Genomic DNA, 24,835 nt, shown 5'->3' with positions numbered 1-24,835 from the left:
CGCCTCCCTTGGCGGAACTGTGACGAGCCTAAGGGGAAGGGGGGCTCCCGGCACCCACCTTCCCCTCCACTTCGCTCCACCGCGGGACGACGTCCGACCTGCGGCAGCACGCAGCGTGCCGGTCGAGCGTCCTGTTCGTCCAGGCGAGTCCGTTTGCGCGGGACGTCGACACGCCAGGACGCCCCGCGGGCCGGTTCCGCCCCCCACTTCGCTCCACCGCCTCTGACCTGCGGTTTCACCCCCACGTTCGGGTGAAATGGGCCTCTCTTCCGGTGGCCGGTGGAGGGAAGTGGAGTACCGTGGAGGCACGTGGTGAGGCGGGGAGCGCGGCACCGAGTGCGGGACCGGACCTGAGGAAGGAGGCGGGGTGACCCATGAGTCGTCCGCCGGCTTCGTCGGGTCGTTCGCGCCCTTCCTCGGCACCTACACCCCGCGCCTCGACGAGAAGGGCCGGCTCATCCTTCCCGCGAAGTTCCGCGGCCAGCTCGCCCCTGGGCTGGTCATGACGCGCGGGCAGGAGCGCTGCCTCTTCCTGCTCCCGATGGACGAGTTCCGCCGCATGCACGACCAGCTGCGTCAGGCGCCCGTCACGAGCAAGCAGGCGCGCGACTACCTGCGCGTGTTCCTGTCGGGCGCGAGCGACGAGCTGCCGGACCGGCAGGGCCGCATCTCGATCCCGCCGATGCTGCGCAAGTACGCCGGTCTCGACCGCGACGTGGCCGTGATCGGTGCGGGCACGCGCGTCGAGATCTGGGACCTCGAGGCGTGGGAGACGTACCTCGCCGAGCAGGAGGCCGGCTACGCCGACACCGCGGAGGAGGTCTTCCCGAACGGCCCGTTCTGACCGCACGACCGCTCCACCGCTCGACAGCCTCGCCCCGCACCCGCACCGCACGCCCGCACTCCCGCCCGACGAGACCTCCTCCCGTCCTTCCTGACGCACTTCCCCGGCGTCAGGGGGTCGGTGGGGGATCTGGTCGGACGGCGGAGGGGCCGCCTGACCACACACCCCCGACGCACCGAGAGGAGCAGCCATGACCGACGACGCCGCCAGCCGTCACACGCCGGTGCTGCTCCAGCGCTGCCTCGACCTGCTCGAGCCGGCGCTCGCGGGCGACGGCGCCGTGATGGTCGACTCGACGCTCGGCATGGGCGGGCACACGGAGGGCGTGCTGCGGGCGTTCCCGCACGTGCGCGTCGTCGGGCTGGACCGCGACACGCAGGCGCTCGAGCTCGCGGGCCGCCGGCTCGCCCCGTTCGGCGACCGGTTCACGCCGGTGCACGCGATCTACGACGAGATCGGCGCCGTGCTCGCCGGTCTCGGCATCGCGCAGGTACAGGGCGTCCTCATGGACCTCGGCGTCTCGTCGCTGCAGCTCGACGAGGTCGACCGCGGCTTCTCGTACGCGCAGGACGCCCCGCTGGACATGCGGATGGACGCGACCACGGGCCTCACGGCGGCGGACGTGCTCAACACGTACGACGAGCGCGCGCTCGCCCGGATCCTGCGGGAGTACGGCGAGGAGCGGTTCGCGCCGCGCATCGCCCGGGCGATCGTGCGGACGCGCGCCACGACCCCGCTGACCCGGACCGGCGAGCTCGTCGACCTGGTGCGGGCCAACATCCCGGCCGCGACGCGCAAGACGGGCGGCCACCCGGCCAAGCGCACGTTCCAGGCGCTGCGCATCGAGGTGAACGGTGAGCTCGAGGTCCTCGAGCGCGCGGTGCCGGCCTCGATCGAGACGCTCGCGGTCGGCGGTCGCATCGTCGTCGAGGCCTACCAGTCCCTCGAGGACCGGATCGTCAAGCGGGCGTTCGCGGCCGGAGCCACGTCGAGCGCGCCGCCCGACCTCCCGGTCGAGCCCGAGACCCACGCGCCGTACCTGCGGCTCGTGACCCGCGGGGCGGAGGAGGCCGACGAGGCCGAGCTCGCCCGCAACCCCCGGTCCCAGTCCGTCCGCCTCCGCGCGGCGGAGCGGATCCGTCCCACCCCCGACCACATGCGTGGTCCCCAGTCCGGCAGGAGGGCAGCATGAGCGCTCAGTCAGCAGTCCGTACCAGCGCCGCGCGCGCCTACCCGGCACCGGCACGTCCCCGTCCGGAGCAGGCGCCGGCACCCCGGCTCCTGCTGGTCCGCGCGCCGCAGACGACCCGCACGCGCGTGCCGTTCGTGCTCGCGTGCATGGCGATCCTCGCCGGTGCGTTGCTGTCGGCCCTGCTGCTCAACACGCAGATGGCGCAGGGGTCGTACGAGCAGTACCGCCTGGCCAACGAGCTGGGCCGGCTCGACCAGGACCAGAAGGACCTCGACGCCGAGCTCGACCGCATGGCGGCACCGGCTCAGCTCGCCCAGAAGGCGCAGGAGCTCGGCATGGTGCCGGCCGACGGCACCGGTTGGGTCACCCTGTCCGACGGCACAGTGCAGGGGGCGCCGGCACCCGCCGGAGCCGGCGGATGACGACGCCCGTCGGCGGGTCGACCCGGTCTTCGTCGCGCGGCCCGCACACTGGGCGCATGTCCGCCGCCCGCACGCCTGGTGCCGCCCGGGCCACGGGTGCGCCGCGCACGGCGGGACCACGGCCGGACGCGACCCAGCCGCGCACGGCGAGCACACCACGCGATCGTTCGGGCACGGCCGGCGCCCGCCCCGCCAGGACGGTGTCGGCGCGTCCGACGACCGGCGTGGTGCCGCGTCCACGAGGTTCCGGCCGCGGACCGGTCGGCCGCACGGTCGTTCCGCCGCCGCCGCGGGGGCCGCGGCCGCCCGTCTCGGGGTCACGCGGACGGATGGCGTTCCTCACGATCGCGATCGTCGCCGTCATCGCGGTCTTCGCGGGCCGTCTCGTCTACGTGCAGGGCCTGCGCGGCCCGGAGATCGCCGCCGAGGCGCGCGACGCGCGGCTCCTGTCGTTTTCGCAGCTCGGGACGCGCGGGCAGATCACGGACGCGAACGGCGTCGCCCTGGCCTCGTCCGTCGAGCGCTACGACATCTCGGTGAACCAGAAGCTGATCGGGCAGTTCCGCAGCACGGGAACGCCCGCCGTCCCCGACGGTGCCGCCGGAGCCGCCGCCCGTCTCGCGCCGTTGCTCGACATGAGCGCCGCAGAGCTCGGCGGCATGCTCGTGGGCGACCGCTCGTTCAAGTACATCCGAAAGAACGTGCTGCCTGACGTCGCGCGCCAGATCCGGGCGCTGCAGCTGCCCGGCATCAACGTGGACAAGGTCGCAGAGCGCGTGTACCCGAACGGGAACCTCGCCGGGAACGTCATCGGCTACGTCAACTCCAACGGGGTCGGCCTGGCGGGGCTCGAGCGGTCGCTCGACGAGAAGCTGCAGGGCACGGCGGGCTCCGAGACGTACGAGAGCGGCATCCACGGGCAGGCGATCCCCGGCGGCTACTCCAAGGACGAGCCGGCCAAGCAGGGCGACTCGGTCCAGCTGACCCTGCGCTCGGACGTGCAGTGGAAGGCCCAGCAGGCGCTCACGGCGCAGGTCGCGGCCACGGGGGCCGACTCGGGCACGATCATCGTGATGGACACGAAGACCGGCGAGATCTACGCGCTGGCCGACTCGAACACCGTGGACCCGAACCACCCCGGCGACGCCAAGGGGTCGCTGTCGAGCGCCGTCTCGGACGTGTTCGAGCCGGGCTCGACGGGCAAGGTCGTGACGATGGCGGCGATCCTCGAGAACCACATCGCGACGCCCACCGACCAGTGGCAGGTGCCGTACACCTACTCGCCGGACGGCAAGGAGACCTTCAAGGACTCCCACGAGCACGGCGTCCTCAACCTCACGACGACGGGCGTGCTCGCCGAGTCCTCGAACACGGGCACCGTGATGATCGGCCAGAACCTGCCGGTGCAGACGCGGTACGACTACCTGGCGAAGTTCGGGTTCGGGTCGAAGACGGGCATCGAGATGCCCAACGAGTCGTCCGGCCTGCTGCACCCGGTCGAGGACTGGCAGCGGCGCGACAAGTTCGCGGTCCTGTTCGGCCAGGCGGTGTCGGTGACGGCGATCCAGGCGGTGCAGGTGTTCGCGACGATCGCGAACGGCGGGGTCCGGGTGCAGCCGCACATCATCAAGGGCTGGACGACCGCCGACGGCACCTACACGCCGTCGCCGGCCGCGCCGACGACGCAGGTGGTCTCGCCCGAGACGGCGAAGACCGTGCTCACGATGATGGGCAGCGTCGTCGACGACGGCACCGGCTCGAGCGCCGCGATCCCGGGCTACCAGGTGGCAGGCAAGACCGGTACCGCGCAGAACTGGGTCGGCGGCGTGCAGGGGATCACGGCGTCCTTCATCGGCGTCGCACCGGCGGACGACCCGCGCATCGCGGTGGCCGTGATCCTGCACAACCCGCGGTCGTCGATCTACGGCGGCACCGTGGCGGCCCCGGTGTTCAGCGACGTCGCCGGCTACACGCTCGGCGACCTGGGCGTGGCGCCGTCGGGGGCGACGCCTCAGCTGTTCCCGACGACGTGGTGAGGGACGCGGTGACCGGCGTCCCCGCCGTCCCCGGAGCCGCCCAGGGGTCGGGGCGACGGTGCGCGGACCGACGGTCGGCGACGTGCGTGCACGGTAGATTCTCCGCATGACGTCACCGGTCCGGATGCGCCCCCAGCATCCCGAGTCCCGCCGGATGGACGAGCTCCTCAGCACGTTCTCCCTGGTCAGCGCCGGTCGACCGGCCGATCCCGACACCTCGTTCACCGGCGTGACGCTCGCGAGCACCGAGGTGGTCCCCGGCGACGTGTTCGTCGCGGTCCCGGGCCTCAAGGTGCACGGCGCCGCGTACGCGGCCCAGGCGGTCGCCGCCGGTGCGGTCGCGGTCCTCACGGACGCCGTCGGCGCGGGGGAGTGCGCGCACCTCGACGTGCCGGTGCTCGTCGCCGAGGACCCGCGCGCGCTGGCCGGACCGGTCGCCGCGTGGGCGTACGGCACGCCGGCGACCGACCTCGTGACGGTCGGGGTCACGGGCACGAACGGCAAGACGACGACCACCTACTTCGTCGACGCCGCGCTGCGGGCCGCGCACGCCCTGACCGCCGTGCTGGGCACGGTCGAGCTCCGGATCGGCGAGGAGGCGATCGAGAGCCCGCGCACCACGGTCGAGGCGCCCGCGCTGCAGGCGATCCTCGCGCTCGCGCGCGAGCGGGGCGCCACGGCGGTCGCCATGGAGGTGTCGTCGCACGCGCTCGCGCTGGGCAGGGTGCGCGGGCTGACGTTCGACGTCGTCGGGTTCACCAACCTGCAGCGCGACCACCTCGACTTCCACGGCGACATGGAGGGGTACTTCCGCGACAAGTCGCGCCTGTTCGCGTCGGGCCAGGCCCGGCGGGGGGTCGTCGTGGTCGACGACGAGTGGGGCCGCCGGCTCGTCGAGGAGTCGCCGATCCCGGTCGAGTCCGTCTCGACGCACGTCGGTGCCGACGTGGTCGCCGACTGGACCGTGGTCGCCGCGGACATCGGGCTCGACGGCGTCGGCTCGTCGTTCGTGCTGCGCGGTCCTGACGGCGCGGAGCACACGGCGGCGAGCCCGCTGCCGGGTCTCGTCAACGTCTCCAACGCGGCGACGGCGATCGTCCTCGCGCACGCCGCCGGCGTGGACCTCGACGTCGCGATCGACGCGGTCGCGCACGCGCACGAGATCCCCGGTCGCATGGAGCGGGTCATCGAGCGCGACGAGCGCTGGCCCCTCGCGCTCGTCGACTACGCGCACACCCCGGACGCGCTCGTGCTGGCCCTCGAGGCCGTGCGTCCGATCACCCCGGGGCGGCTCGTGCTCGTCTTCGGGTCGGATGGCGACCGCGACCAGGGCAAGCGCCCGATCATGGGCGAGATCGCCGCCCGGCTCGCGGACGTGATCGTCGTCACGGACGAGAACCCCCGTTCCGAGCAGCCCGAAGCCATCCGGTCCGCCATCCTCGACGGGGTGCGGGCGCAGCGCCCGGACCTGACCGACGTGCACGAGGCGACGAGCCGCGCGCAGGCCATCCGCGACGCCCTGTCCCTCGCGACCCCGCAGGACACCGTGATCATCACGGGCAAGGGCCACGAACCGACACAGGAGATCGCCGGGGTGTTCCACCGGTACAACGACCGTGACGTGCTCCAGGCGGCGTACGCCGCCGGACCCGACCAGCGGGCGGAGCAGCACGCGTGATCGCCCTGACGGCGGCCGAGATCGCGGCCGCGACGGGCGGCGTGCTGCACGCGGACCCGGCCCTCGTGGTGAGCGGACCCGTCGTGGTCGACTCGCGCGACGTGCTGCCGGGCGGCCTGTTCGTCGCCCTGCCGGGCGAGCACGTGGACGGGCACGACTACGCCGTGACGGCCGTGGACGCGGGCGCGGCGCTCGTGCTCGCGAACCGTGAGCTGCGCGACGGCGACCGGGACCTGCCGACGGTCGTCGTCGACGACGTCGAGGTCGCGCTCGGCGAGCTCGCGCGCACGGTCCTCGAGCGGCTGCGCGAGGCCGCGCTCGAGCCGGGCGGCAGCGACCTGCGCGTGATCGGCGTGACGGGGTCGGTCGGCAAGACGACGACGAAGGACCTGCTGTCGCAGCTGTGCGGCAGCGTCGGCCCGACGATCGCGCCGGTCCGGTCGTTCAACAACGAGATCGGCCTGCCGCTCACCGTGCTGCGGGCCGACGAGTCGACGCGGTTCCTCGTCCTGGAGATGGGCGCGAGCGGGATCGGCCACCTGACCTACCTCACCCGGATCGCGCCGCCCGACGTCGCGGTCGTGCTCGTCGTCGGGCAGGCGCACATCGGCGAGTTCGGCGGGATCGAGGCGGTCGCGACGGCGAAGCGCGAGATCGTCGAGGGCCTCGTGCCCGACGGTGTCGCGGTGCTCAACGCCGATGACCTGCGCGTGCGGGCGATGTCCGCGGCCGCGCCGGGCGAGGTCGTGCTGTTCGGGGAGGCGTCAGACGCGGCCGTGCGTGCCCGCGACGTGCGGCTCGACCGTGCCGGGCGGGCGCGGTTCACGCTCGTCGAGCGCACGCAGGACGGCGAGGAGGCCGCCGACGTCGACCTGCGGCTCGTGGGCGAGCACCACGTGCACAACGCGCTGGCCGCCGCGGCCGCCGCCCGGGCCGTCGGCCTGAGCCTCGCCGAGGTCGCCGCGGGGCTGACCGCGGCCGACGCGCTGAGCCCGCACCGGATGCACGTGGTGGACCGGCCCGACGGCGTGACGGTCGTCGACGACTCCTACAACGCGAACCCCGACTCGATGCGCGCGGCGCTCAAGGCGCTGGCCGTGCTGGCGGGCCGCGACCGCCGGTCGGTCGCGGTGCTCGGCGAGATGCTCGAGCTCGGCCCCGGGGCGCGCGACGCGCACGACGAGATCGGCCGGCTCGTCGTCCGCCTGAACATCGGCCTCACCGTCGTGGTGGGCGAAGGGGCGCGGGCGATCCGCGACGGCGCGAACCACGAGGGGTCGTGGGGTGACGAGGTCGTGCTCGTCGACGACCTCGAGAACGCCCGGCTCTTCCTCGAGCACGAGCTGCGCGAGGGGGACGTCGTGCTCGTGAAGTCGTCGTACGGCGCTGGCCTCTGGCGGCTCGGTGACCAGCTCGTGGGGGAGGCCGCCTCGTGAGGGCGCTCCTGCTCGCCGGTGGGCTCTCCATGCTCATCGCGCTGCTCGGCACACCGCTGTTCATCCGGTTCCTCGTGCGTAAGCAGTACGGCCAGTTCATCCGCCAGGACGGACCGACGGCGCACTTCACGAAGCGCGGCACCCCGACGATGGGCGGCGTCGTCATCATCGGTGCGACCGTCCTCGGGTGGGCCGGCGCGCTCGCCGTGACCGGCACGCTGCCGAGCGCGTCCGCCGTCCTCGTGCTGTTCCTCATGACGGGCCTCGGCCTCGTCGGGTTCCTCGACGACTACATCAAGATCTCCCGGCAGCGCAGCCTCGGGCTCAAGGCGCGCTGGAAGATCCTCGGGCAGGGCATCGTCGGCGTGACGTTCGCGGTGGCGGCGCTGCAGTTCGCGAACGAGAAGTTCCGCACGCCCGCGTCGACGCGCATCTCGTTCATCCGCGACACCAACGTGGACCTCGCGTTCGCCGGCATGACGGTCGGGCTGCTGCTGTTCGTGATCTGGGCGAACTTCCTCATCACCGCCTGGTCCAACGCCGTGAACCTCACGGACGGCCTCGACGGCCTCGCGACGGGCGTCTCGCTCATCGTGTTCGGCGCCTACGTCATCGTCGGCGTGTGGCAGTTCAACCAGAGCTGCCAGGTGCTCGCGTCGGCGGGCCCGCGCTGCTACGAGACCCGGGACCCCCTGTCGCTCGCCGTCGTCGCCGCCGCGATCACCGGTGCGTGCTTCGGCTTCCTGTGGTGGAACGCGAGCCCCGCGAAGATCTTCATGGGCGACACCGGCTCGCTGGCGCTCGGTGGGGCGCTGGCCGGTCTGTCGATCCTGTCCCGCACCGAGATCCTGGCGGCGATCATCGGTGGTCTGTTCGTGCTCGAGGTCCTCTCCGACGTCATCCAGATCGGCTTCTTCCGGCTCACCGGGAAACGCGTGTTCAAGATGGCGCCGCTGCACCACCACTTCGAGCTCCAAGGCTGGGGCGAGGTCACGATCGTCATCCGGTTCTGGATCATCGCCGGGTTGTTCGTGGCGCTCGGGGTGGGCATCTTCTACGCCGAGTGGGTGGCGGGCTAGGTGGCGGCGCTCGACCTCGACGGTGCGCACGTCGTCGTCGCCGGTCTCGGCGTCACCGGGCGCGCGGTCGCGGACGTGCTCGCGTCGCAGGGCGCCCGGGTCGTGCCGGTCGACGACGCCGCGGACGACGTCATCGGCTCGGCCGAGTTCCTCGCCGGCACCGGTCTCGACCGGGCTCAGCTCGTCGTCGCGTCGCCGGGTCTGGCTCCGCACCACCCGCTGCTCGCGGCCGCGCTCGGCCGGGGGCTGCCCGTGTGGAGCGAGGTGGAGCTCGCCTGGCAGCTGCGCGCCGACCGTCCGGACGGACCCGCGCCGTGGCTCGCCGTCACCGGGACCAACGGCAAGACCACGACGGTCGGCATGCTCGAGTCGATCCTGCAGGCCGCGGGCGAGCGCACGCTGGCCGTCGGCAACGTCGGCACGCCCGTCGTGCTAGCCGCGACCGACCCCACGCTCGACGTGCTCGCCGTCGAGCTGTCGAGCTTCCAGCTGCACTTCACGCACTCGATGTCGGCGCAGGCGGCCGCGGTGCTCAACGTCGCTCCCGACCACCTCGACTGGCACGGCTCGTTCGAGGCGTACGCCGCGGACAAGGGCCGGATCTACGAGCGCGCGCAGGTGGCGTGCGTCTACAACGTGGCCGACCCCCTGACGGCGGACCTCGTGCGCGAGGCGGACGTCGTCGACGGCGCCCTGGCGGTCGGCTTCACGCTCGGCACGCCGAGCGTCGGGCAGGTCGGGCTCGTCGAGGACGTGCTCGTGGACCGCGGGTTCATGCGGCTGCGGCACACGCACGCCGCCGAGCTGGGCACGCTCGACGACCTGCAGCGCCTCGCCGGACCGGACGGCACGGTGCCGCCGCACGTCGTCGCCGACGCCCTCGCGGCGGCGTCGCTCGCGCTCGCGCACGGCGTCGACCCGTCCGCCGTCCGTGACGGGCTGCGCGCGTACGCGCCCGGCGCGCACCGCATCGCGTCGGTCGCCACGCTCGACGGCGTCGCCTACGTGGACGACTCCAAGGCGACGAACGCCCACGCGGCGGCCGCGTCGCTCGCGTCGTTCGCGGACGGCTCGGTCGTGTGGGTCGCCGGCGGCCTGGCGAAGGGCGCGCAGTTCGACGACCTCGTCCGGACGCGTCGCGACCGGCTGCGCGCCGTCGTGCTCATCGGCGTCGACCGTGCCCCGCTGCGCGACGCGCTCGCCCGACACGCACCGGACATCCCGGTCGTCGAGGTCGACGCCGGTGACACTGGGGCGGTGATGACCCGTGCCGTGCAGGAGGCCCGCCGCCTGGCGGCGCCCGGGTCGACCGTGCTGCTCGCGCCCGCGTGCGCGTCGATGGACCAGTTCGCGTCGTACGCAGCCCGGGGTGAGGAGTTCGCCGCCGCCGTGCGTGCGCTCGGCGAGGGTGCGTGACGGCCCGTGGCTGACGTCCGCACGGGTCCGCGCGCGCCCGCAGCCGCGCCGGCCGAGCGCACCGGGTCGCTGATCGGCCAGTGGAACAGCGCGGTGACGAGCTACTACGTGCTCGTCGGCGCGACCACGCTGCTGCTCGTCATCGGGCTCGTCATGGTGCTGTCGAGCTCGAGCGTCGAGTCGCTCGACCAGGGCAACTCCGCGTACTCGGTGTTCTTCGACCAGGCGAAGTTCGCGCTCGTCGGCCTGCCGGCGCTGTTCGTGCTGTCGCGCATGAAGGTCCGCGTCCTGCAGCTGTTCGCGTGGCCGGCGCTCGGCGTCGCCCTCGTGTTCCAGCTGCTCGTCTTCGTCCCCGGGCTCGGTGCCGGCGTCGGCGGCAACCAGAACTGGATCCGGGTCGGCGGCATCTCCGCGCAGCCGTCGGAGACGATCAAGCTCACGCTCGCGGTGTGGCTCGGCGCGGTGCTCGCACGCAAGCTGCACCTGCTGCAGCAGTGGAAGCACGCGCTGATCCCGGCCGTCCCGGTCGCGGGGCTGGCGATCCTCGTCGTGCTGGCGGGCCACGACCTCGGCACGGCCCTCGTGATGATCATGCTCGTCGCCGGCGCGCTGTTCGTCGCCGGCGTGCCGCTGCGCATGTTCGGCCTCGCCGCGCTCGCCGGTGCGGGTGTCGCCGCGCTGCTCACCGTGACGAGCAAGAACCGCACGGACCGCATCGCGAGCTGGCTGTCGAACGAGTGCGACGTCCAGACCGCGTGCTACCAGACGCTGCACGGCGGCTGGGGCCTGGCGAGCGGCGGCTGGGGTGGTCTCGGGCTGGGGGAGAGCCGCGAGAAGTGGTCGTACCTGCCCGCCGCCCACAACGACTTCATCTTCGCGATCATCGGTGAGGAGCTGGGACTGATCGGCACGCTGCTCGTCGTCGGACTCTTCGGGTTGCTGGCGTTCGCCATGATCCGGGTCATCCGCCGCCACCCCGACCCGTTCGTGCAGATCACGACAGGCGCGATCCTGTGCTGGATCATCGGCCAGGCGCTCGTGAACATCGCGGTCGTCATCGGCCTCGCGCCGGTGATCGGCCTCCCGCTGCCGCTCGTGTCGGCCGGCGGGTCGGCGCTCATCATGACCATGGCCGCCCTCGGTGTGGTGATCGCGTTCGCGCGCGACGAGCCCGGTGCCGCCGAGGCCCTCGCCGCGCGCGGCGGGGTCGTGCGCCGCTCGCTCGCCGTCATCGGGAGGGCCCGTGGCTGACACGCCCACGTCTGGGTCGGTGCTCCTGGCGGGCGGCGGCACCGCCGGGCACGTCAACCCGCTGCTCGCGGTGGCCGACGAGCTGCTGCGCCGGCGGCCCGACGTCCGCCTCACCGTCCTGGGGACGTCCGAGGGTCTCGAGGCGCGGCTCGTGCCCGAGCGCGGTCTCCCGCTCGCGGTCGTGCCGCGCGTGCCGCTCCCGCGCCGGCCCAGCGTCGACCTGCTGCGCCTGCCCGGCCGGCTGCGCGCCGCGGTCCGGGCCGCCGACCGGGCGATCACCGAGTCGGGGGCGGACGTGGTCGTCGGCTTCGGCGGCTACGTGTCGACCCCGGCGTACCTCGCCGCCCGGCGGCGGCGCATCCCGATCGTCGTGCACGAGGGCAACACGCGCGCGGGCCTCGCCAACCGGGTGGGCGCACGGTGGGCGAAGGCGGTCGCGGTGACGTTCCCGGCGACCCGCCTGCGCGGTGCCCAGCTGACCGGGCTGCCGTTGCGCGCGTCGATCGCCGACCTGCTCGCGGCACGCGAGGCGGACGCCGACGGCACCCGCCGGTCCGCCGCGGCGCTGCTCGGCCTCGATCCCGCGCTCCCGACGCTCCTGGTGTTCGGCGGCTCGCTGGGCGCGGTGAGCATCAACACCGCGATCTCCGGCGCGGCGCCCGAGCTGCTGGCCGAGGGCGCCCAGGTGCTGCACCTCACGGGCCTCGGCAAGGCCGACGCGGTGCGGTCGGCGCTCGACGGCGTACCGGGCGCCGAGCGGTACCACGTGCTCGAGTACCTCGCGGAGATGCATCTGGCGCTCGCGGTCGCCGACGTGGTCGTCGGTCGGGCGGGTGCGGGCACCGTGAGCGAGCTCGCCGCCCTGGGCATCCCCGCGGTCTACGTCCCGCTGCCGATCGGCAACGGCGAGCAGCGGCTCAACGCTGGGCCCGTCGTCGCGGCGGGCGGCGGCCTGCTCGTGGAGGACGACGAGCTCGACGCCGCCTGGGTCCGCGCGCACGTGCCGGTGCTGCTTGTCGGCGACACCGCCGCGGAGACGCGCGCACGGATGGCGGCGGCCGCCGCGCGCGTGGGCGTGCGCGACGGGGCCGCCCGGGTCGCGGCGCTCGTCGAGCGTGAGCTGCCCGCCGTCCCGGCGCCCACCGAGCCCCAGCCTGCTCCGGCCCCGTCCGGGCTGTCGGCGCTCGGGCGCGTCCACCTCGTCGGTGTCGGCGGTGCCGGGATGTCCGCGGTCGCGGCGCTGCTCGCAGCGCGCGGACTCGCGGTGAGCGGCTCGGACGCCGCCGACGGGCCCGCGCTCCCGGGCCTACGGGACGCGGGCGTCACGGTCCACGTCGGGCACGACGCCGCGCTCGTCGACGGGGTCGACACGGTCGTCGTGTCGTCCGCGGTCCGCGAGACCAACCCCGAGCTGGCCCGCGCGCGCGCCCTCGGCCTGCGCGTCCTGCACCGCTCGGAGGCACTCGCCGCGCTCATGGCCGACCGGGACGCGGTCGCGGTCGCCGGCGCGCACGGCAAGACGACGACGTCCGCGATGGTCGCGACCGCGCTGCTGCACGCCGGCGCGGACCCGTCGTTCGCGATCGGCGGCACCGTCCTGTCCGACGAGGGACCGCTCGGTGGGAGCCGCGACGGCGCCGGCCGGGCGTTCGTCGCGGAGGCCGACGAGTCCGACGGCTCGTTCCTCGCGTACGCCCCCCTCGTCGCGGTCGTGACGAACGTCGAGCCCGACCACCTGGACCACTACGGGTCGACAGAGGCGTTCGAGGACGCGTTCGTCGCGTTCGCCGGTCGGGTGCGTCCGGGCGGCCTGCTCGTCGCGTGCGCCGACGACGAGGGCGCGGCCCGGCTCGTCCACCGGGTGCGCGACGACCTGGCGACGCGCGACGTCGAGGTCGTCACGTACGGCACGTCGGCCGACGCTGACGTCCGGGTCGGCGCCCTGCGGTCGTCGGGCGACGGGTGGCTGGTGCCGCTCGAGGCGTCGGACGCCAGCGTCGAGGTCAGCCTCGCGGTGCCCGGTGAGCACAACGCGCTGAACGCGGCGGCCGCCTGGGTCGCCGCCCGGCGGCTCGGAGTCGACGCGGACGACGCGGCGACCGCGCTGGGCGGGTTCCGCGGCACCGGCCGTCGGTTCGAGCACCGCGGCACGGTCGCGGGCGTGCGCGTCGTCGACGACTACGCGCACCACCCGACGGAGGTCGCGGCGCTGCTGCGCGCCGCGCGGTCGGTCGTCGGCGACGGGCGCGTGCTCGTGCTGTTCCAGCCGCACCTCTACTCGCGCACCCGGACGTTCGCCGCGGAGTTCGGACGCGCGCTGGACCTCGCGGACGTCGTCGTCGTCACCGACGTGTACGCAGCGCGCGAGGACCCGGACCCGACCGTCACGGGCGGGCTCCTCGTCGAGCATGTGCCGACGCCCGGCAAGGCCGTCTTCGTCGCCGACCGCGAGGCGGCCGCGCGTGCGGTCGCGGAGGCGGCCCGACCGGGGGACCTGCTCCTGACCGTCGGTGCCGGTGACGTGACGGCGCTGGCCCCGGTCGTGCTGGACGAGCTCGGTCGAGCGGCGGAGCAGGGCACGTCATGAGCCCGTCCCGGCCGCCGCGCCCGCGCGTGCCGCAGCCGGAGCGTCCGGCAGGTCCGCGTCCGGTCGCCGACACCGGCGCGCCGCGCCCGGACAGCGAGACCGCGGCGCGTCGTCCCGCCCCGGCCCCGCCGGTGCGGTCGGTGCCGACGCCGGCTCGTCCGTCCCCGCGTGCGGAGCCGGAGGCCCGGCGCGGGGCCGCTCGCCCGCGGGCGGCCGTCCCCGTCTCGACCGACACCGCGCCGACGCCGTTCGGCCGGGCGGTGACCACCTACACCGGCGGGCGAGGCGGTCCGGTCCGTCCGCCCGTCGTCTCGACGACGTCCGTCGCCCGCTTCGCGGAGCGGGCGAAGGCGCGCCGTACGGTCGCGCGCCGCAAGGTCGTGCTCACGGCGTGCGCGGCGGCGGCCGTGGCCGCGGTGGCCTGGCTGCTCTTCCTCTCGCCCGTGCTCGTGCTGGAGCCCGGCGAGGTCGAGGTGCGCGGCGCCGGCACGGTCGTCGCGGTCGACCAGGTACTGGCGGCCGTCGACCAGCACGCAGGCACGCCCCTGCCTCGGCTCGACACCGTCGGGCTGCGCGACCGGGTCCTGGAGGTCCCGGGTGTCCGGGAGGCGCGCGTGACCCGGGCCTGGCCGCACGGGCTCACGGTCGTGCTCGTGGCGCGCGAGCCCGTCGCGGCGGTGCCCGAGCCTGCGCAGGACGGCGCCGGCCCGGGCTTCGCGCTGCTCGACATGGACGGCGTGCAGGTCGGCCGGGTCGACGCCGCACCCGAGGGCCTGCCCGTGGTCGACGTCCCGGTGGGGGACAAGCGCGCGCTCCGCGCGGTCCTCACCGTGCTGCAGCAGCTGCCGGCCGACCTGCTCGCGCAGGTCGCCTCGGTGTCCGCGCACACGCAGGACCGGGTGACGATGATGCTGCGCGACGGGGTCGAGGTGGACTGGGGGAGCGCGGTCGAGACACCCCTGAAGATCGCGGTGCTCGGCACGCTGCGGGCGTCGCCCGCGACCGAGGGGGCCAGGGTGTTCGACGTCTCGGCGCCGCGGCTGCCGATCACGCGGTGAGCCCGACGGGCGATTTCGGACCCGGTTGGAGACACGCGCGGCGCGGTCGTTGATCCGGTGCGCGAGCCCACCTAGCGTCACGCACTGACAGCGCACCTGACATAACTATAACCCTCAACCTGAGGGTGAAGGTTGAACCCCGCCGCGGCGTGTCGCGGCAGGGCCCGTGGTCGGACCCGCGACCGACCACGACCGGCACAGAACGAGAGGCACCCACCGTGGCAGCTCCCCAGAACTATCTGGCGGTCATCAAGGTCGTCGGTATCGGCGGCGGCGGCGTGAACGCCGTGAACCGCATGATCGAGGTCGGCCTCAAGGGTGTCGAGTTCATCGCCGTCAACACCGACGCCCAGGCCCTGCTCATGTCGGACGCCGACGTCAAGCTCGACGTCGGCCGCGAGCTGACCCGCGGCCTCGGCGCGGGCGCCGACCCCGAGGTCGGCAAGAAGGCTGCCGAGGACCACAAGGAGGAGATCGAGGACGTCCTGCGGGGCGCCGACATGGTCTTCGTCACGGCGGGCGAGGGCGGTGGCACGGGCACCGGCGGCGCGCCCGTCGTCGCGCGCATCGCGCGCTCGCTCGGCGCGCTCACCATCGGTGTCGTCACGCGGCCGTTCACGTTCGAGGGCCGCCGCCGGTCGGTCCAGGCGGACACGGGCATCGAGGCGCTGCGCGCCGAGGTCGACACGCTCATCGTCATCCCGAACGACCGCCTGCTGTCGATCTCCGACCGTTCGGTCTCGGTGCTGGACGCGTTCCACTCCGCCGACCAGGTGCTGCTGTCCGGCGTCCAGGGCATCACCGACCTCATCACGACCCCGGGCCTCATCAACCTCGACTTCGCCGACGTGAAGTCCGTCATGCAGGGTGCCGGCTCCGCTCTCATGGGCATCGGGTTCGCGCGCGGCGAGGACCGTGCCGTCCAGGCCGCCGAGATGGCGATCTCGTCGCCGCTGCTCGAGGCCAGCATCGACGGTGCCCACGGCGTGCTGCTCTCGATCCAGGGCGGGTCGGACCTCGGGCTGTTCGAGATCAACGAGGCGGCACGGCTCGTCCAGGAGGCGGCGCACCCCGAGGCCAACATCATCTTCGGTGCGGTCATCGACGACGCCCTCGGCGACGAGGTCCGCGTGACGGTCATCGCCGCTGGGTTCGACGGCGGCTCCCCGGTCGTCCGCCGGGACGCCCGCGCGCTCGGCCAGATCAGCGGTGCGACGGCCCGTGTGGTCCCGCCGGCCCAGGCGCCGCGCCTGCCGACGCCGCGCCCCGTCCTCGACCCGGACGACGACGTCGTGCCCGTCGCGTCGCTCGCCGCGGCCCGCCCGGCCCAGCCCGACGTGCCGGCGTTCCTGTCGACCGAGGCCGAGCCGACGCCGATCACAGGTGCTCTCGAGGTCCCGCGGATCTTCACCGACGAGGCGCCGCGACGCGAGCGCGACGACCTCGACGTCCCGGACTTCCTCAAGTAGTGGCATACGGGGACGACGAGCTCCCGGTGGAGCTCGTCGACCTCGGGCCCGGCGTCCGCGCCGGGTTCACCACGCGCGCCGGAGGCGTGAGCCGGGAGCCGTACGCGTCGCTCGACCTGGGTGTCGCGGTGGGCGACGACCCCGCCGCGGTGCGCGACAACCGGGCCCGCGTCGAGCGCTGGGCGGGTGCCCCGGTCGCGTACGGACGGCAGGTGCACGGCCGGGCGGTCGCCGTGGTCGAGGCGCCGCCCGCGGAGCCGCCCGAGGTCGACGCGCTCGTCTCGGTGTCCCCGGACCTCGCGGTCGCGGTGGTCGTGGCCGACTGCGTGCCCGTGCTGCTCGCCGATCCCGTCGCGGGCGTCGTCGCCGCCGTGCACGCGGGTCGCCGCGGTCTCGTCGCGGGGGTCGTCCAGGCCACGCTCGAGGCGATGGTCGGACGGGGTGCCGCGACCGACCGGATCCGGGCCGCCGTCGGTCCCGCCATCGCCGGCGCGTCGTACGAGGTCCCTGCCGAGCTGCGCGAGGAGGTCGCGGCGGTGGTCCCGGCGACGTGGTCGACGACCTCGTGGGGCACGCCGTCGCTCGACCTCCCCGCGGGCGTGCGCGCGATCCTCGAGCAGGAGGGCGTCCGCCGGGTGTCCGTCTCGACGCGCGACACGTTCACGGACGACGACCTCTTCTCGTTCCGCCGGTCGTCCGTCACGGGCCGGTTCGGCGCGGTCGTCCGGCCGCCGGAGCGCTGAGCCGACCGTCCGTGCAGGTGACGCGCGCGAGTGTCGGGCGTGTCGCGATGTGGTCCGGCGCCCCCGTTGCTAGCGTGCTCGGCAGAGGGAGCCCGTCCCCGCCCCAGCCGGTGGTCCGCCGGTCCGGGTCCGGGCTCCGGGGGAGTCCGGAGCGGATCCGGGGAGGGAGCGAACCGATGGCCGGAGCGCTGCGCAAGACGATGCTGTACCTCGGCCTGGCCGACGACAGGTCGGAGCACGAGGAGTACCTCGAGGAGTACGACGGGGGAGAGGCCACCGTGGAGCACGAGTACGAGGCCCAGGTCACGCCGCTGCACCGCCCCGCCCGGTCGGCCGTCCCGGCTCCCGTGGCCGTGCCCGCGCCCGCCCACACCGGCGAGCTGCGCCGCATCACCACGATCCACCCGCGCTCCTACAACGACGCGCGCAAGATCGGTGAGGCGTTCCGCGAGGGCACCCCGGTCATCATGAACCTCACGGACATGGACGACGCCGACGCCAAGCGCCTGGTCGACTTCAGCGCGGGTCTGATCTTCGGGCTGCACGGTGCCATCGAGCGCGTGACCAGCAAGGTCTTCCTGCTCTCGCCCGCGCACGTCGAGGTCGCCGGCGACGCCACGCCCACCGCCGAGCCCGCCACGCGCGCAGGCTTCTTCAACCAGAGCTGACGCGTGCAGCTCGTCTGGTCGCTGCTGTACTTCGTCGTCCTCGCGTTCTTCTTGCTGCTGCTCGTCCGGCTCGTGCTGGACTGGGTGCAGTTCTTCGCGCGCGAGTGGCGGCCACGTGGTGTGGCGCTGGTCATCGCCGAGGTCACGTACTCCGTGACCGACCCGCCGCTGCGCCTGCTGCGGCGGTTCCTGCCTCCGGTCGGCATCGGTTCCGTGCGCCTGGATCTCGCGTTCTTCGTGCTGATCCTGCTGTGCTCGGTGCTCCTGTCCGTGCTTGGGAGGCTCTGACCGATCCGTCCGCTCGCGACCTCTGACCTCGTGTCGAGCGGGGCGGACTGCCCGAAGATTGTCCGCTACGGTGATCCGAGACGGTCGCAGGAACACTGCCGCCGCCCTGACCGAGAGCTCGACCGACAGAGGTGACGACGATGGCACTGCTGACCGCAGACGAGGTCCTGAACAAGAAGTTCCAGGCCACCAAGTTCCGCGAGGGCTATGACCAGGACGAGGTCGACGACTTCCTGGACGAGGTCGTCAACACCCTCCGTGAGCTCCAGAACGAGAACGAGGACCTCAAGACGAAGCTCGCGGCGGCCGAGCGCCGCATCGCCGAGCTGAGCCGTGCGGGTGCGCAGCAGGCCGCACCGGCCCCGAAGCCGGAGCCCGCGCCCGAGCCGGTGCCCGCCGCGGTCGCCCCCGTGGCGCCGCCGGTCGTCGCTCCCGTGGCACCCACGCCCTCGCGTGCGAACGAGCCCGAGTCGGCCACCGGCATGCTGGCGCTCGCGCAGAAGCTGCACGACGACTACGTGCGCAGCGGCCAGGAGGAGTCCGACCGTCTGATCGGCGAGGCGAAGAGCCAGGCCAACCGCATCGTGCGTGAGGCCGAGGAGACGTCGCAGCGCACGCTCGGCCAGCTCGAGCAGGAGCGCTCGCTCCTCGAGCGCAAGATCGACGAGCTCCGTGTGTTCGAGCGTGACTACCGCACCCGCCTGAAGAGCTACCTCGAGAACCTCCTCGGCGACCTGGACAACCGGGGCAACGCCCTGCCGCCGCGCTCCGGTCAGGCGCAGCCGGTGGGCGACGGGCAGAACCTCTGAGATTTCGCCCTCGTCGGCGACGTCCGAGCAGGTCACGACGCACACACCACGCCGGGTTTCACCCGGCGTGGTGTGTTGTGCGATGCAGATTGCCCGTTTAGAGTCACGTGACTTCGAGGACTAGGGGGGCCCGGTCGTGGCCATCAACGACTCACTGAGTGCCGTCGCAGCGACGGTCGACGCCAAGGAGCTGTCCAAGCTCGTGCGGCAGTTCCCGGTGCGGGACGGCGAGAAGCCGTGGACCGCGCGCGAGGTCAAGGACATCGCGGACGAGCTCACGGGCGACATCGACCGGCTGACCGGCGAGCTCGCGGCGGCCGACGCCGAGCTGTCCGACCTGCTGCGCAACTCGGGTGACGGCGCCGGCGACGACCAGGCGGACTCGGGCTCGTCGGCACTCGAGCGCGAGCAGGAGCTCACGCTGGTCAACAACACGCGCGACCTGCTCGCGCAGACTCAGCGCGCACTCGGCCGGATCGCGGCGGGCACGTTCGCCACGTGCGAGTCGTGCGGCCGCGCGGTCGGCAAGGCGCGTCTGCAGGCGTTCCCGCGGGCCACGCTCTGCGTGGAGTGCAAGCAGCGCGAAGAGCGGCGCTGACCCGCACGTAGACTCCACCGGTGCCCACCACCACGGACGACGCGACGGTCGAGAACCTGACCACCCCCGCCCGCAGGCGCCGGCTGCTCGTGACGCTCGTCGCGATCACGGTGTCGGTGCTGGTGGTCGACCAGCTCACCAAGGTCTGGGCGCTGTCGGCTCTCGAGGGCGAGGGGCGGCATGAGGTCCTCGGGAGCCTGCTCGGCTTCGAGCTCGTGCGGAACCCCGGTGCCGCCCTGTCGATCGCGACGGGGATGACGTGGGTGCTGACGCTGGTCGCGATCGCGGTCGTGGTCGTCGTCGTGCGGGCCGCGCGACGGATCGGCTCCATGCTGTGGGCGGTCGCGCTCGGTCTGCTGCTCGGCGGGGCGCTCGGCAACCTCGGGGACCGGCTGTTCCGCGAGCCGGGTGTCGCACGCGGCCACGTCGTGGACTTCATCGCGTACGGGAACTGGTTCGTCGGCAACGTCGCCGACATCGCGATCGTGGTCGCGGCCGTGCTCGTCGTGCTGCTGGCGATGCTCGGGATCCGCATCGACGGCTCGCGGGAGCGCGACGACGCGGCACAGGGCGACGACCGTGCGGTCGATGCCGACTCGACCCAGGAAGGCTCCGCAGGTGCCTGAGCTCCGCTCGTTGCCCGTGCCGGACGGGCTCGCGGGTGAGCGCGTCGACGCCGGCCTGTCCCGGCTCCTCGGCCTGTCCCGGACCCGGGCGGCGGAGATCGCGGCCGCGGGCGGCGTGCGGCTCGACGGCCGCGAGCTCGGCAAGTCGGACCGGCTCACGGCCGGTGGCTGGCTCGAGGTCGAGCTGCCGGACCCGTCGGCGCCGGCGGGTGTCGAGGTCGTGCCCGAGCCGGTCCCGGGGATGGCGATCGTGCACGACGACGACGACGTGGTGGTCGTGGACAAGCCGGTGGGCGTCGCGGCGCACCCGTCGCCGGGCTGGAGCGGGCCGACGGTCGTCGGTGCGCTGGCTGCCGCGGGGTACCGCATCTCGACGTCGGGGGCTGCGGAGCGTCAGGGCGTCGTGCACCGGCTGGACGTCGGGACGTCGGGGCTCATGGTCGTCGCGAAGAGCGAGCACGCGTACACCGTGCTCAAGCGCGCCTTCAAGGAGCGGACGGTCGACAAGGTCTACCACGCGCTCGTGCAGGGCCACCCCGAGCCGACGACGGGCACGATCGACGCCCCGATCGGCCGGCACCCGTCGGCGGACTGGAAGTTCGCGGTGGTCGCGGACGGCAAGCCGTCGGTCACGCACTACGAGGTGCTCGAGATGCTGCCGTCGGCGTCGCTCGTCGAGGTGCACCTGGAGACCGGGCGCACGCACCAGATCCGGGTGCACTTCTCGGCGCTGCGGCACCCGTGCGTCGGCGACCTCACGTACGGCGCGGACCCGACGCTCGCGGCCAAGGTCGGGCTGACCCGGCAGTGGCTGCACGCCGTCCGGCTGGGCTTCGAGCACCCCGGGACGGGCGAGTGGCTCGAGCTGACCAGCGACTACCCCGAGGACCTCGCGAAGGCCCTCGACACGCTGAGCGCCGGGTACCGCTGAGCCAGCTCCGGCCGTCCGGAATGACGCGCCGGGCACGACGCGCCGGATGTCGTCGACGCCACCGCCGACACGGCGGCCGGGCGTCGGGAGGTGTCGGTGGGCCGACCTAGGATGGCCCGCATGGCAGCAGCTGGAGGTTCCGACTTCGTCCACCTCCACGTGCACACCGAGTACTCGATGCTCGACGGCGCGGCCCGCCTCGGCGACCTGTTCGCGGAGGTCGAGCGCCAGGGCCAGACGGCCATCGCGACGACCGACCACGGGTACCTGTTCGGGGCGTACGACTTCTGGTCGAAGGGCACGGCCGCCGGGATCAAGCCGATCATCGGCGTCGAGGCGTACGTCACGCCGGGCACGAGCCGCTTCGACCAGACGCGCGTCCGGTACGGCGGCCAGGGTCAGGAGCAGGACGACGTCTCGGCGCGTGGTGCGTACACCCACATGACGATGCTCGCCCGCAACAACGAGGGCCTGCACAACCTGTTCCGCGCGAGCTCGCTCGCCTCGCTCGAGGGGCAGATGGGCAAGTGGCCGCGCATGGACCGCGAGCTGCTCGAGCGCTACGGCAAGGGCCTCATCGCGACCACGGGGTGCCCGTCGGGCGAGGTGCAGGTGCGCCTGCGCCTCGGCCAGTGGGACGAGGCGGTCCGCGCGGCCGGCGAGCTGCAGGACATCTTCGGCAAGGAGTACTTCTACGTCGAGCTGATGGACCACGGCATCGAGATCGAGACGCGCGTCCTCAAGGACCTGCTGCGGCTCTCGGAGACCATCGGCGCCCCGCTCGTCGCGACCAACGACCTGCACTACGTCAAGCAGGAGGACAGCGCGTCGCAGGAGGCGCTGCTCGCGATCAACTCGGGCTCGACGCTCTCCGACCCCGACCGCTTCAAGTTCGACGGCGACGGCTACTACGTGAAGTCGGCCGCGGAGATGCGGCGCATCTGGGCCGAGCTGCCCGAGGCGTGCGACAACACGCTGCGCATCGCGGAGCAGTGCGAGGTCTCGTTCAACACGTCGGCGAACTACATGCCGAACTACCCGTGCCCGCCGGGGGAGAACGAGACGAGCTGGTTCGTCAAGGAGGTCGAGAAGGGCCTCCACCAGCGCTACCCGGGCGGCATCCCCGACGACGTGCGCAAGCAGGCCGAGTACGAGACCGAAGTCATCACGCAGATGGGCTTCCCCGGGTACTTCCTCGTGGTCGCCGACTTCATCAACTGGGCCAAGGACCACGGCATCCGTGTCGGCCCGGGCCGTGGCTCCGGCGCGGGCTCGATGGCGGCGTACGCCATGAAGATCACGGACCTCGACCCGTTGCAGCACGGCCTGATCTTCGAGCGGTTCCTCAACCCCGACCGCGTCTCGATGCCCGACTTCGACGTCGACTTCGACGAGCGTCGGCGCGGCGAGGTCATCAGGTACGTGACGGAGAAGTACGGCGAGGACCGCGTCGCGCAGATCGTCACGTACGGCACCATCAAGGCCAAGCAGGCGCTCAAGGACTCCGCGCGGCTGCTCGGCATGCCGTTCGCGATGGGGGAGAAGCTCACCAAGGCGATGCCGCCCGCGATCATGGGCAAGGACATCAGCCTCACGGGCATCTTCGACCCGTCGGACAAGCGCTACAACGAGGCCGAGGAGTTCCGCCAGGTCCACGCCGTCGACCCGGAGGCGCAGCGCGTCGTCGAGCTCGCGAAGGGCATCGAGGGCCTGAAGCGGCAGTGGGGCGTGCACGCGGCCGGCGTGATCATGTCGAGCGACCCGCTCATCGACATCATCCCGATCATGCGGCGTCCGCAGGACGGCGCGGTCATCACGCAGTTCGACTACCCGACGTCCGAGGGCCTCGGCCTGATCAAGATGGACTTCCTCGGGCTGCGCAACCTCACGATTCTCGACGACGCGCTCGAGAACATCGTGATGAACGGCAAGGACCCGGTCGTGCTCGAGGACCTCGAGCTCACGGACCGCAAGACGTACGAGATGCTCGGCCGGGGGGACACGCTGGGCGTGTTCCAGCTCGACGGCGGCGGCATGCGGACGCTGCTGCGCCTCATGCGGCCCGACAACTTCGAGGACATCTCGGCCGTCGGCGCGCTGTACCGCCCGGGACCGATGGGCGCGAACTCGCACACCAACTACGCGCTGCGCAAGAACGGTGCGCAGGAGGTCACGCCGATCCACCCTGAGCTCGCGGAGCCGCTCGAGGACATCCTCGGCACGACGTACGGCCTGATCGTGTACCAGGAGCAGGTCATGGCGATCGCGCAGCGCGTCGCCGGCTACTCGCTCGGTCAGGCCGACATCCTGCGCCGCGCGATGGGCAAGAAGAAGAAGTCGGAGCTGGACAAGCAGTTCGAGGGTTTCTCGAACGGCATGAAGGAACGCGGCTTCTCGATGGCCGCCGTCCAGACGCTGTGGGACATCCTGCTGCCGTTCTCCGACTACGCGTTCAACAAGGCGCACTCGGCGGCGTACGGCGTCGTGTCCTACTGGACGGCGTACCTCAAGGCGAACTACCCGACCGAGTACATGGCGGCGCTCCTGACGTCCGTGAAGGACGACAAGGACAAGTCGGCGCTGTACCTCGGCGAGTGCCGGCACATGGGCATCACGGTGCTGCCGCCGGACGTGAACTCGTCGTCGGCCAACTTCACGGCCGTCGGCAACGACATCCGGTTCGGTCTGACCGCCGTCCGCAACGTCGGCGCGAACGTGGTCGACGCGATCGTGCGGACGCGCGAGGAGAAGGGCGCGTTCGCGTCGTTCACCGACTTCCTCGACAAGGTGCCGGCCGTCGTCTGCAACAAGCGGACCATCGAGTCGCTCATCAAGGCGGGCGCGTTCGACTCGCTGGGCCACCCGCGCCGGGCGCTGCTGCTCGTGCACGAGCAGGCGGTCGACTCGGTCATCGGCGTGAAGCGCAAGGAGGCGGAGGGCCAGTTCGACCTGTTCGCCGACCTCATGGGCGGTGACGACGACGGTCCCGGCTTCGCGGTGACGATCCCCGACCTGCCGGACTGGGACAAGAAGCAGCGGCTCGCGTTCGAGCGGGAGATGCTCGGGCTCTACGTGTCGGACCACCCGCTGTCGGGCATCGAGCACGTGCTGGCCGCTGCGGCGGACGTGTCGATCGCGACGTTGCTCGCCGACGAGGCGCGGCCCGACGGGTCGACGGTGGTGATCGCGGGACTCATCACGTCGCTGCAGCGCAAGATGTCGAAGCAGGGCAACCCGTGGGCCGCGGTCACCATCGAGGACATGGAGGGCTCGGTCGAGGTCATGTTCTTCGGCGAGACCTACCTGGCCTACTCGACGATCCTCGCGGAGGACGCGGTCGTGGTGGTCCGCGGCCGGGTGCGCCGCCGCGACGAGACGATGCAGCTGCAGGCCATGGAGGTGTCGCTGCCGGACGTGTCGCAGGCGGCCGACGCGCCAGTCGTCGTGTCGATGGCCGTCGCGCGCTGCACGCCGCCCGTCGTGGAGCGGCTGCGCGAGGTGCTCTCGACCCACCCGGGCGTCACCGAGGTGCACCTGCGCCTGACGAGCCCGGGCCGCGCCACGGTCATGCGCCTGGACGACGGGCTGCGGGTCGGCCGGTCGCCGTCGCTGTACGGCGACCTCAAGGCGCTGCTGGGTCCGAGCTGCCTCTCGTCCTAGCCCATCACTCTTGCGTTATATAACGCAGAGTGGAAACGTGCCCC

20 protein-coding genes are annotated in these 24,835 nt (G+C 73.0%); all 20 read left to right on the top strand.

Annotation, left to right across the window (positions count from 1 at the left end; all coding sequences use genetic code 11):
• Nucleotides 1-367 precede the first annotated feature (367 nt).
• The 20 genes from mraZ to dnaE all read left to right on the top strand — a co-directional run bounded on the left by mraZ (nucleotide 368) and on the right by dnaE (nucleotide 24,791).
• Nucleotides 368-844: a division/cell wall cluster transcriptional repressor MraZ gene (gene mraZ, locus J7523_RS05765; RefSeq protein ID WP_203758165.1), complete on the top strand. Its 477-nt coding sequence runs from the start codon at nucleotides 368-370 to the stop codon at nucleotides 842-844.
• 190 nt (nucleotides 845-1,034) lie between these two features.
• On the top strand, nucleotides 1,035-2,036 hold the full coding sequence (gene rsmH / locus J7523_RS05760; protein ID WP_291883469.1) for a 16S rRNA (cytosine(1402)-N(4))-methyltransferase RsmH: 1,002 nt from the start codon (nucleotides 1,035-1,037) through the stop codon (nucleotides 2,034-2,036).
• On the top strand, nucleotides 2,033-2,458 hold the full coding sequence (locus tag J7523_RS05755) for a hypothetical protein (RefSeq protein WP_291883467.1): 426 nt from the start codon (nucleotides 2,033-2,035) through the stop codon (nucleotides 2,456-2,458). Before rsmH ends, J7523_RS05755 begins: the two co-directional genes overlap by 4 nt.
• Before the next feature lie 329 nt (nucleotides 2,459-2,787).
• A complete protein-coding gene (locus J7523_RS05750; RefSeq protein ID WP_291883465.1) occupies nucleotides 2,788-4,494 on the top strand; it encodes a penicillin-binding protein 2 in 1,707 nt (568 codons plus the stop codon).
• Between the two features lie 106 nt (nucleotides 4,495-4,600).
• Nucleotides 4,601-6,172, top strand: coding sequence for a UDP-N-acetylmuramoyl-L-alanyl-D-glutamate--2,6-diaminopimelate ligase (locus J7523_RS05745; protein WP_291883463.1), 1,572 nt, complete (start codon nucleotides 4,601-4,603; stop codon nucleotides 6,170-6,172).
• Nucleotides 6,169-7,608, top strand: coding sequence for a UDP-N-acetylmuramoyl-tripeptide--D-alanyl-D-alanine ligase (gene murF / locus J7523_RS05740; protein ID WP_291883461.1), 1,440 nt, complete (start codon nucleotides 6,169-6,171; stop codon nucleotides 7,606-7,608). Before J7523_RS05745 ends, murF begins: the two co-directional genes overlap by 4 nt.
• Nucleotides 7,605-8,687: a phospho-N-acetylmuramoyl-pentapeptide-transferase gene (mraY, locus tag J7523_RS05735; RefSeq protein WP_291883458.1), complete on the top strand. Its 1,083-nt coding sequence runs from the start codon at nucleotides 7,605-7,607 to the stop codon at nucleotides 8,685-8,687. The genes murF and mraY overlap by 4 nt, the downstream gene beginning before the upstream one ends.
• Entirely contained in the window at nucleotides 8,688-10,103 is a 1,416-nt protein-coding gene (gene murD / locus J7523_RS05730; RefSeq protein WP_291883455.1) for a UDP-N-acetylmuramoyl-L-alanine--D-glutamate ligase, read from the top strand.
• A 6-nt stretch (nucleotides 10,104-10,109) separates the two neighbouring features.
• Nucleotides 10,110-11,354 (top strand): putative lipid II flippase FtsW, encoded by a 1,245-nt coding sequence (gene ftsW, locus J7523_RS05725; protein ID WP_291883451.1) that lies wholly within the window; start codon nucleotides 10,110-10,112, stop codon nucleotides 11,352-11,354.
• Nucleotides 11,347-13,941: a UDP-N-acetylmuramate--L-alanine ligase gene (gene murC, locus J7523_RS20590; RefSeq protein WP_363266542.1), complete on the top strand. Its 2,595-nt coding sequence runs from the start codon at nucleotides 11,347-11,349 to the stop codon at nucleotides 13,939-13,941. Before ftsW ends, murC begins: the two co-directional genes overlap by 8 nt.
• A gap of 260 nt (nucleotides 13,942-14,201) precedes the next feature.
• Entirely contained in the window at nucleotides 14,202-14,999 is a 798-nt protein-coding gene (locus tag J7523_RS05710) for a cell division protein FtsQ/DivIB (RefSeq protein ID WP_291883448.1), read from the top strand.
• Nucleotides 15,000-15,217: 218 nt separating this feature from the next.
• Entirely contained in the window at nucleotides 15,218-16,468 is a 1,251-nt protein-coding gene (ftsZ, locus tag J7523_RS05705; protein WP_291883445.1) for a cell division protein FtsZ, read from the top strand.
• A 26-nt stretch (nucleotides 16,469-16,494) separates the two neighbouring features.
• Nucleotides 16,495-17,211, top strand: coding sequence for a peptidoglycan editing factor PgeF (pgeF, locus tag J7523_RS05700; protein WP_291883443.1), 717 nt, complete (start codon nucleotides 16,495-16,497; stop codon nucleotides 17,209-17,211).
• Nucleotides 17,212-17,387: 176 nt separating this feature from the next.
• Nucleotides 17,388-17,879 (top strand): cell division protein SepF, encoded by a 492-nt coding sequence (gene sepF, locus J7523_RS05695; RefSeq protein WP_291883441.1) that lies wholly within the window; start codon nucleotides 17,388-17,390, stop codon nucleotides 17,877-17,879.
• Between the two features lie 3 nt (nucleotides 17,880-17,882).
• Nucleotides 17,883-18,167, top strand: coding sequence for a YggT family protein (locus tag J7523_RS05690; protein ID WP_291883438.1), 285 nt, complete (start codon nucleotides 17,883-17,885; stop codon nucleotides 18,165-18,167).
• Between the two features lie 140 nt (nucleotides 18,168-18,307).
• On the top strand, nucleotides 18,308-18,976 hold the full coding sequence (locus J7523_RS05685) for a DivIVA domain-containing protein (RefSeq protein WP_291883435.1): 669 nt from the start codon (nucleotides 18,308-18,310) through the stop codon (nucleotides 18,974-18,976).
• A gap of 136 nt (nucleotides 18,977-19,112) precedes the next feature.
• Nucleotides 19,113-19,574, top strand: coding sequence for a TraR/DksA family transcriptional regulator (locus tag J7523_RS05680; RefSeq protein ID WP_203758150.1), 462 nt, complete (start codon nucleotides 19,113-19,115; stop codon nucleotides 19,572-19,574).
• 20 nt (nucleotides 19,575-19,594) lie between these two features.
• On the top strand, nucleotides 19,595-20,200 hold the full coding sequence (gene lspA, locus J7523_RS05675; protein WP_291883432.1) for a signal peptidase II: 606 nt from the start codon (nucleotides 19,595-19,597) through the stop codon (nucleotides 20,198-20,200).
• Nucleotides 20,193-21,131 (top strand): RluA family pseudouridine synthase, encoded by a 939-nt coding sequence (locus tag J7523_RS05670; RefSeq protein ID WP_291883429.1) that lies wholly within the window; start codon nucleotides 20,193-20,195, stop codon nucleotides 21,129-21,131. Before lspA ends, J7523_RS05670 begins: the two co-directional genes overlap by 8 nt.
• A 120-nt stretch (nucleotides 21,132-21,251) precedes the next feature.
• Nucleotides 21,252-24,791: a DNA polymerase III subunit alpha gene (gene dnaE, locus J7523_RS05665; protein ID WP_291883426.1), complete on the top strand. Its 3,540-nt coding sequence runs from the start codon at nucleotides 21,252-21,254 to the stop codon at nucleotides 24,789-24,791.
• Nucleotides 24,792-24,835: the final 44 nt, after the last annotated feature.

The organism is Cellulomonas sp. (assembly GCF_017744555.1).
Lineage (GTDB): Bacteria > Actinomycetota > Actinomycetes > Actinomycetales > Cellulomonadaceae > Cellulomonas.
Note: the sequence above shows the minus strand (reverse complement) of the source record. Positions and strands in the feature narration are given on the sequence as shown.

Excerpts from the sequence above, each read along its gene's own strand:
- rsmH (WP_291883469.1), top strand. The coding sequence starts at position 1,035 with ATGACCGACGACGCCGCCAGCCGTCACACGCCGGTGCTGCTCCAGCGC.
- J7523_RS05755 (WP_291883467.1), top strand. The coding sequence starts at position 2,033 with ATGAGCGCTCAGTCAGCAGTCCGTACCAGCGCCGCGCGCGCCTACCCG.
- J7523_RS05750 (WP_291883465.1), top strand. The coding sequence starts at position 2,788 with ATGGCGTTCCTCACGATCGCGATCGTCGCCGTCATCGCGGTCTTCGCG.
- J7523_RS05745 (WP_291883463.1), top strand. The coding sequence starts at position 4,601 with ATGACGTCACCGGTCCGGATGCGCCCCCAGCATCCCGAGTCCCGCCGG.
- sepF (WP_291883441.1), top strand. The coding sequence starts at position 17,388 with ATGGCCGGAGCGCTGCGCAAGACGATGCTGTACCTCGGCCTGGCCGAC.
- J7523_RS05685 (WP_291883435.1), top strand. The coding sequence starts at position 18,308 with ATGGCACTGCTGACCGCAGACGAGGTCCTGAACAAGAAGTTCCAGGCC.
- dnaE (WP_291883426.1), top strand. The coding sequence starts at position 21,252 with ATGGCAGCAGCTGGAGGTTCCGACTTCGTCCACCTCCACGTGCACACC.